The sequence below is a fragment of the Croceibacterium segetis genome, assembly GCF_011320115.1.
GTDB classification, from domain to species: domain Bacteria; phylum Pseudomonadota; class Alphaproteobacteria; order Sphingomonadales; family Sphingomonadaceae; genus Croceibacterium_B; species Croceibacterium_B segetis.
In genome coordinates, this window is record NZ_JAANOZ010000028.1 from 1 (window position 1) to 6893 (window position 6893).

Here is a 6893-nt window from a genome sequence, read left to right on the forward strand (position 1 = left end):
CGTTCGATCAGCAAGGCCCTGCCTCCGCTTTACGATCAGTTCGCCAGTTTGCATTGAAGCGGCCTCCCTTGCAACTCTGCCCGCCCGGCTCACCGACTAGCCTCGATGTTCCGTCCGCTAACCACCCTGAGCGGACCAGCCGCACACGACCCATTGCGGTCACTGGATAAGCCGGTCACATTGCCAGCATGGCGGTCAGACGCGGTCGAATTTCGGCGCAAGAGCATCTTGAACAGCTAGCGGCTGATCCGGAGTATCAGGCCATGCGCCGGGCGAAGGATGCGGCACATGCCAAGAGCGTCGAGAAGCGGGCCGAGGAAATGCGGCCGCTTTTGGACGATTTGGCAGCGGTCGGTGTGGCTGTGGACCGGCCTTCTCGCCTGTTGGAAATGCCGGACCCCGGCGAGCGGATTTATCCCGTCCTGCTCGATCATTTAATGCGGCCTGACACCCCGTCGTGGCTCCGCGAGTGGATTGGTCGCGCGTTCGGCCGCAAGTCCGCGCGGCCGATCGTCTGGGATACGCTTGTTAAATTGATCAAGTCGAAGAGGCTCGAAAAGGCCGCAACCGAGGGCGTGATGGTGGCAATCTCGGACATAGCACAGCCACGGGACTTGCCGACGTTGATTGATCTGCTGTCTGATCGCTCAATCGGCACTAGCCGCATATTCCTCGTGAGCAATCTGATACGATCCAAGAAGCCGGAAGCACGAGCAGCCTTAATACGCAATCAAGGCGATCCCGAACTTACGCAGGAGATCACGGCGCGACTGTCTCGAAGCCGGCGATGACGTCCGGTTTCCACCCATGTCGGTCATTCGCTGCGGAAAAGAGGACCTTCAAAGCGGACGGTCCGCTAACGACCCATCTCGGCTATCCCCGATGAAGTGCCTCCAGCCTAAGAACGGAACGTCTGCTCAGAAGATCTCGCGCGTCGAAAATCGGCAAGTGCCTGGCCCTGCGTGTCGCCCAGGGCAATGTCGTCTTTTACTCATCGCCGGGGGTCGAACTCGAGACGCCTGATTCACGCAATCGCAACTCCGTTGAAGCTTGCAGAGACTGACGTTGCGGAAAGATGGGTGGATGTTATGTTGTCGGCACACGGACTGCCAAACCCGCAGTGCTGCGGCATGCGTCCTCCGTCGTGGATGAACCTGCCCCGCTAAGCTGCGTATGGGAGATGAGGCCGATGCTGGGACTTTCAGGAGTGGTTCTGAGCCTTGCACTGGTGATGCGGCTTTGCCCGAAGATCCCGTTCTCGCGTCTGTTGAATGAGCAACTGATCGAGAAACCGCTGGCTTGGCTTGCGACCAGGCAGCGGGTGGATCTCATCTACTTCACCATCGTTCTGATTATGCTCGTCGCAGCGGGCGAAATGGTCGTGATGCTCGGATCGGCAGAGCTGTTCTTCGCCCACGCCTTGGACGTTACGCCCTACCTCCATGCTCTTGCAGTATCGTCGGTCCTCGTGGCTGTTTCCCGAGGTAACGTGGCGCTTCGGACGCGTCAGGCAAAGCTCTCGTTCTGGCACGTCCGGGAGCTGGATGTGTCCGCTAGCACATTCGGCAAAGGCGCTGTCCGCAAGCGGGCGCGCGCTAACTTGATCCATAACGACGACGATCCCGATCCCGTGCTTACGATCGCCGCCTGAGCGGCTTCGTTTTGAACCGGAACGCCTCCCACAATCGGTAGGCTTTAACAAATCACCCGATCATTAGGCGCAAGCTGTCGCGGATGGCTCGTGCTTTCCCGCAGCCAATGCGTGGCCAGCCGTTTGCGGCAAGGGTCTCGTGCTCTGACGCGCCTGCGAGTTGATCGAAGTCGAGGATCGCACGTTGGACAATCCACGCAACCTTATGCTCGCCGCAGTATTGAGTATCGCCCTGCTGTTCGGCTGGGAGTTCGTAGTCGACCGCATGTATCCGGTGGCCGAAGTGGCGACCGACGCACCTCGCCGCACCGTCGTCGCCGTCGAGCGGCTTACCGACGAAGCCCCGGCCAAGATCAAGCGCACCCGCGAAGGCGGGCTGCAGGACGCGCAGGATCTGGCGCTCGAGCAGAAGGATCTCGCCGCCGATCTCACGGCGCCGGGCCGGGTGAAGATCGATGCGCCGGAGGTGGTCGGGTCGATCAACCCGGTCGGCGCGCGGATCGACGACGTCGAGCTCAAGAGCCACCGCGAGACCGTGGCGAAGAATTCCGGCCCGGTGCGGCTGTTCTCGCCCGCCGGAACGCCGGCGCAGCAGTTCGCCCAGTTCGGCTGGGTCGGCCAGGGCGTCAAAGTACCGGATGCCAACACCGTGTGGCAGGCGAGCGGCGGGCCGCTGGCGCCGGGCAAGCCGGTCACGCTGACCTGGGACAACGGCCAGGGCCAGCTCTTCACGATCCGGTTCACGATCGACGATCAGTACATGATCACCGCCGAGCAGACGATGGCCAACACGTCGGCTGCGCCGGTGCTGGCGCAGCCGTACGCCTTCATCAACCGCACCAGCCGCACGGCGAGCCAGGACACCTGGACCGTCCATTCGGGGCCGATCGGCGCGTTCGCCGGGGCGGTCGACTTCTCGAACAACTACGACGACGTCGCCAAGGCCGGCGAGGTCACTCCGGCCGGCGCGCCGAACTGGGTCGGCTTCACCGATATCTACTGGCTTTCGGCGCTCGTTCCGCAGGACAAGGCCGCCGCCAAGGCTGACTTCCGCGCGGTCGATTCCGAGCACTACCGCGCCGACCTGATCTACGATCCGGTCACCGTGCCCGCGGGCAAGGCGCTTAGCCGCACCACGCGGCTGTTCGCCGGAGCGAAAGAAAGCGAAGTGCTCGATTCCTATGAGGATGCGGGCGTCGCCAAGTTCGGCCTGGCGATCGACTGGGGTTGGTTCCGCTGGTTCGAGGTGCCGATCTTCTGGCTTCTGAAGCACCTCTACCAGCTCGTCGGCAACTTCGGCCTGGCGATCATCCTGCTGACGTTCGTCATCCGCGGCCTGATGTTCCCGGTGGCGCAGAAACAGTTCGCCAGCATGGCGCAGATGCGCGCGGTGCAGCCGAAGATGAAGGCGCTGCAGGAACGCTACAAGGACGACAAGCAGCAGCTCTCGCAGGAGATGGCCAAGCTCTACAAGGAGGAGAAGGTCAACCCGCTCACCGGCTGCCTGCCGATCTTCATCCAGATTCCGGTGTTCTTCGCGCTCTACAAGACTCTGCAGCTGTCGGTTGAGATGCGCCACAAGCCGTTTCTGCTGTGGATCGACGACCTTTCAGCGCCCGATCCGTCCCATATCGTCAACTTGTTCGGCCTGCTGCACTTCACGCCGCCGACCATTCTCGGCCTCGGCGTTCTGGGGCTGGTCTATGGCCTAACGATGTGGGCGACCATCCGCATCAATCCCAGCGCAATGGACCCCACGCAGCAGCAGATCATGTCGCTCATGCCGTGGGTGATGATGTTCGCGATCTCCTCGTGGCCCGCTGGGTTTCTGCTCTACTGGATCGCCTCCAACATGCTCACACTGACTCAGCAGTCCTATCTATCTTCGAAGTATTCCAAGTTCGAACGGCGGCGGGAGTCACCAGACCGAACGGCACCTCCATGATAAACCTCGACAAGGCGAAGTCCCGCGGAGCGGACGTCCTGCTTCCCTGCGATACTGACAGTTTTCGCTGCAACCGACGAAGCCATGATGTCGCACGAGCAGATCGTTGCCCCGAAATCATCGCGTTCTTGCGGGGCACGTAAGCAACGATGCGCCCATGTCAGCTCTCAGGGCGATGAGTTTGCTCTTGGCCTGATCGCTGCTCAGTAGGTCAGCTTGCCACCTGTTCGGTCCCGAAGCCGCCGGACGGCAAACCACCCAAAGCAGACATTCAGGCAGCCTCGTCGCCGCTCCAAACCCGGACCGTCCGCTATTGGGTTGACGGAAGTGACGAAGGAACGACAGTTAAGGGTGGAAAGCGGACGCTGCTTCCAAAATGGGTGACGGAGTTGAGTGAGGTTGCCGGGGCTAGTCCGGATGGCACTCTCGAGCCGACCAGAATTGCACGTTCTGCCCTCATCTTAAAGCCACGCCGTGCTATCAGCGGCATATGAGATGGTGGTTTCGCAAGAACGCTGACAGCGAGTCGGCTTTAGAAGGAGCACAGGCGAACTCGCTCGACACATTAGCTGAGGCCGGCGTTGAAACGGTTGTGTTCGTCCCTGGCAGCACGAGAGGCGTGCCGTGTGAGGAGGCCCGACTTCTCGAAGGCGGTCGTATCCCGACCGAGCTGTCAGAACCAACACCTTTGGCGGAGTGTACAGAGAAAGACAGTTGCGCCTGCCGCTATGACGAATGGCCACCTCCTGGGTCCTCCAGGGAATAAGCTCCAGAAGTGGGGTGCGGACGAACTTCGGCCGAGCTTGGCCTTCACGCGAGTGCCTTGCTGGTGGTGCTGTTCGCGTGGTGGGTGATCCGAACGGTGCTGGCGCTGTAGAGGGTAGGAGTGCCGGGCACGAGACGGTCTGGAGTTCGCCCGGCGCTCCCGAAGCCGACCTATCCGCAAATCCTTAAGGCTGGATACTACGCGTAACCGACCTGACCCAGCGCTCGCCGCACTCTAACTCTCAGTTTTCATTAGACTCGACTCGCGACGTCATGGTGTCATGAGCCGAACGGGGAGAGCGTAATGCGTGCAGCTTATGCGGTCGCGGCCTTTGCTGCGCTTTGGGTTCAGCCCGCGAGCGCGGCTACTCAAGTCATTTTTTCCGTCGATGGATACGTGCCATCGACCGAGATGATCTTTTACGGCCAGAATCCCGACACTTGGCCGACCTCTTGCGCGGGGCAAATCTTCTGCGAGACAGCAACGTCCGATTATGTCCAGCACACTAACTGGTCCTGGGTACCCGGAAGCTCGGATGATGGAGTTTACTTCACATTCGACGCGTTCGATGCCGGCCCCAGAGAAGGTATTTCTGGAACTGCTCGCTACGTTGGCAATGGAAGCTATGAGGGACTTTCGCTAAACTACTTCGTCTCTCCGCTGGGCATAGGCGATGGTCCGTGGCGGGTGGTGAACGGCCAAACCTCTAGCTTTTCAATTTATCAAACTCTTCCCGCGCCAGTGCCTGAGCCTGCCACCTGGGCAATGCTCTTGCTGGGGTTCTTTACGCTGGCGGGTGCATTGCGAGGGCGCACGCGCGTGCGCTCAAAAGCGATCTACCGCCATGCTTATTAGGAGGCGTGCTGGAGAGCTCGCAGCGGTACTGTCAAACTAATCGCACATTGGTTCGTGTAGGATACAAAGTCGCGGGTCTAAGCGGAAGTGGTTCTGCTTTGCACCGAACGTTAGCCGATCAAATCAGGACCGAGGGCAGCTTATTCGGGGTCCGAATCGCCGCCTAGTTGACTCTACCGAGGCCCGCGGCAAGCCTCGACGAATGTGCAACCTCGACCGCATGACCAAGGCGACCGCGGAGGTCGCCAACCTGTTCAACGCAAAGCTGGGCAGCACCGGCAACTTCGCCACCGAAGTCTACCCCGGCTACACCGGGCTCGTGGTCGCGAATGGCGAGCTGCGCAGCATGGTCTGGGGCTTCCCGCTGGTGCTAAAGGGCAAGAACGGACAACCGCTCAAGCCGAAACCGATCAACAATGCCCGCGCCGATAAGCTCGACGGCTTCATGTGGCGCTACAGCTTCGCCGAGCGGCGCTGCCTGATCCCGGTCACCGCCTTCGCCGAAGCAGAGGGCGAGAAAGGCGCCAAGACGCGCACCTGGTTCACCCTGCCCGACCAAGATGTGTTCGCCGTCGCCGGCCTGTGGCGCGACACGCCGGAATGGGGCCCGGCTTACACCATGGTGATGACCGAGGCTTGCCAGCATGTGGCCGGGGTGCATGACCGCATGCCGGTCATCTTGCGACACGACGACTGGAATGATTGGTTGGATGGTCCGCCAGACGCCGCGGGGCTGCTTTGCCGTCCCTACCCTGATGTGATGGCCGTGGAGCGCACGGCAAACCCCTGGGTTCGCCGCTAGTAGTCTCTCATCAGCCGCGCCTATCCGAAGCATGGGCATGGTGTGGGGAAATCGTTAAGGTGGCGGAGACGAAGCAGGTCTACAAATGGTCCCAGCAGTTGAGCTGCCATCGCTTAGCTAGTCAGTGTCGGCAAGAGGTCGCGGAAACTTCGACTATGAGACTTATCCTGATCTTGGCATGTGTCCTGCTGGGGTCGCCAGCCGGGGCCAAGACCTTGTCTGGCACCGCGACCGTCGTTGACGGTGATAGTCTCGAGGTCGCCGGCCAACGCATTCGGTTGTTCGGAATCGACGCGCCCGAAGCATCGCAAACGTGCGATCGAGCGGGACAAGCGTGGGCTTGTGGTCTGGCCTCGGCAGATCGCCTGCGGAGCCTGGTCGGTGGCGATAAGGTCGTCTGCAACGGCAATGAGGTCGATCAATACGGCCGTCTCCTTGCGATCTGCACGGTCGCGGGCGTCGACCTGAACCAGATGATGGTCGCTGATGGCTGGGCGACCGCCTTCCGCCGCTACAGCGAGGCTTATTCGGCCGATGAGACCCGCGCTCGAGCCGGCAAGCTTGGCCTTTGGTCGTCGAACTTCCAGGTGCCAGCGGACTTCCGCGCCGAGGAGCGTCAAGCCGGGACCACGCGAGCGGCGAGGACACCGACGAGGATAGCGGCGCCGACGAACACCAGCGGCTGCACGATCAAGGGGAACCGCAACCGGCGCGGTGAGTGGATCTATCACTTACCCGGAATGCCCTACTACGATCAGACTCGCGCCGAAGAGATGTTCTGCTCCGAGGCGCAAGCGCAATCGGCGGGCTACCGCCGGTCCAAAGCGCATTGGTGATCTCCAATTGGGAGCTCTGGGCTTGCGCCAACCACTAC

At 61.3% G+C, this 6893-nt stretch carries 6 protein-coding genes; all 6 read left to right on the plus strand.

From position 1 onward, the window contains the following. The first annotated feature begins 188 nt into the window (after nt 1-188). The 6 genes from G7B69_RS16500 to G7B69_RS16525 all read left to right on the plus strand — a co-directional run bounded on the left by G7B69_RS16500 (nt 189) and on the right by G7B69_RS16525 (nt 6855). On the plus strand, nt 189-791 hold the full coding sequence (locus tag G7B69_RS16500; protein WP_166181254.1) for a hypothetical protein: 603 nt from the start codon (nt 189-191) through the stop codon (nt 789-791). A 398-nt stretch (nt 792-1189) separates the two neighbouring features. Next, nucleotides 1190-1651 carry a hypothetical protein gene (locus tag G7B69_RS16505; protein ID WP_166181256.1) on the plus strand — a complete coding sequence of 154 codons (462 nt, stop codon included), beginning with the start codon at nt 1190-1192 and terminating at the stop codon, nt 1649-1651. 184 nt (nt 1652-1835) lie between these two features. Then, nucleotides 1836-3596 carry a membrane protein insertase YidC gene (gene yidC, locus G7B69_RS16510; protein WP_166181261.1) on the plus strand — a complete coding sequence of 587 codons (1761 nt, stop codon included), beginning with the start codon at nt 1836-1838 and terminating at the stop codon, nt 3594-3596. A 1069-nt stretch (nt 3597-4665) separates the two neighbouring features. Then, nucleotides 4666-5217: a PEPxxWA-CTERM sorting domain-containing protein gene (locus G7B69_RS16515; protein WP_166181257.1), complete on the plus strand. Its 552-nt coding sequence runs from the start codon at nt 4666-4668 to the stop codon at nt 5215-5217. Between the two features lie 202 nt (nt 5218-5419). Further along, nucleotides 5420-6019 carry an SOS response-associated peptidase gene (locus G7B69_RS16520; RefSeq protein ID WP_166181259.1) on the plus strand — a complete coding sequence of 200 codons (600 nt, stop codon included), beginning with the start codon at nt 5420-5422 and terminating at the stop codon, nt 6017-6019. A gap of 59 nt (nt 6020-6078) precedes the next feature. Beyond that, a complete protein-coding gene (locus G7B69_RS16525) occupies nt 6079-6855 on the plus strand; it encodes a thermonuclease family protein (protein WP_207786057.1) in 777 nt (258 codons plus the stop codon). The last annotated feature ends 38 nt before the right edge of the window (nt 6856-6893 follow it).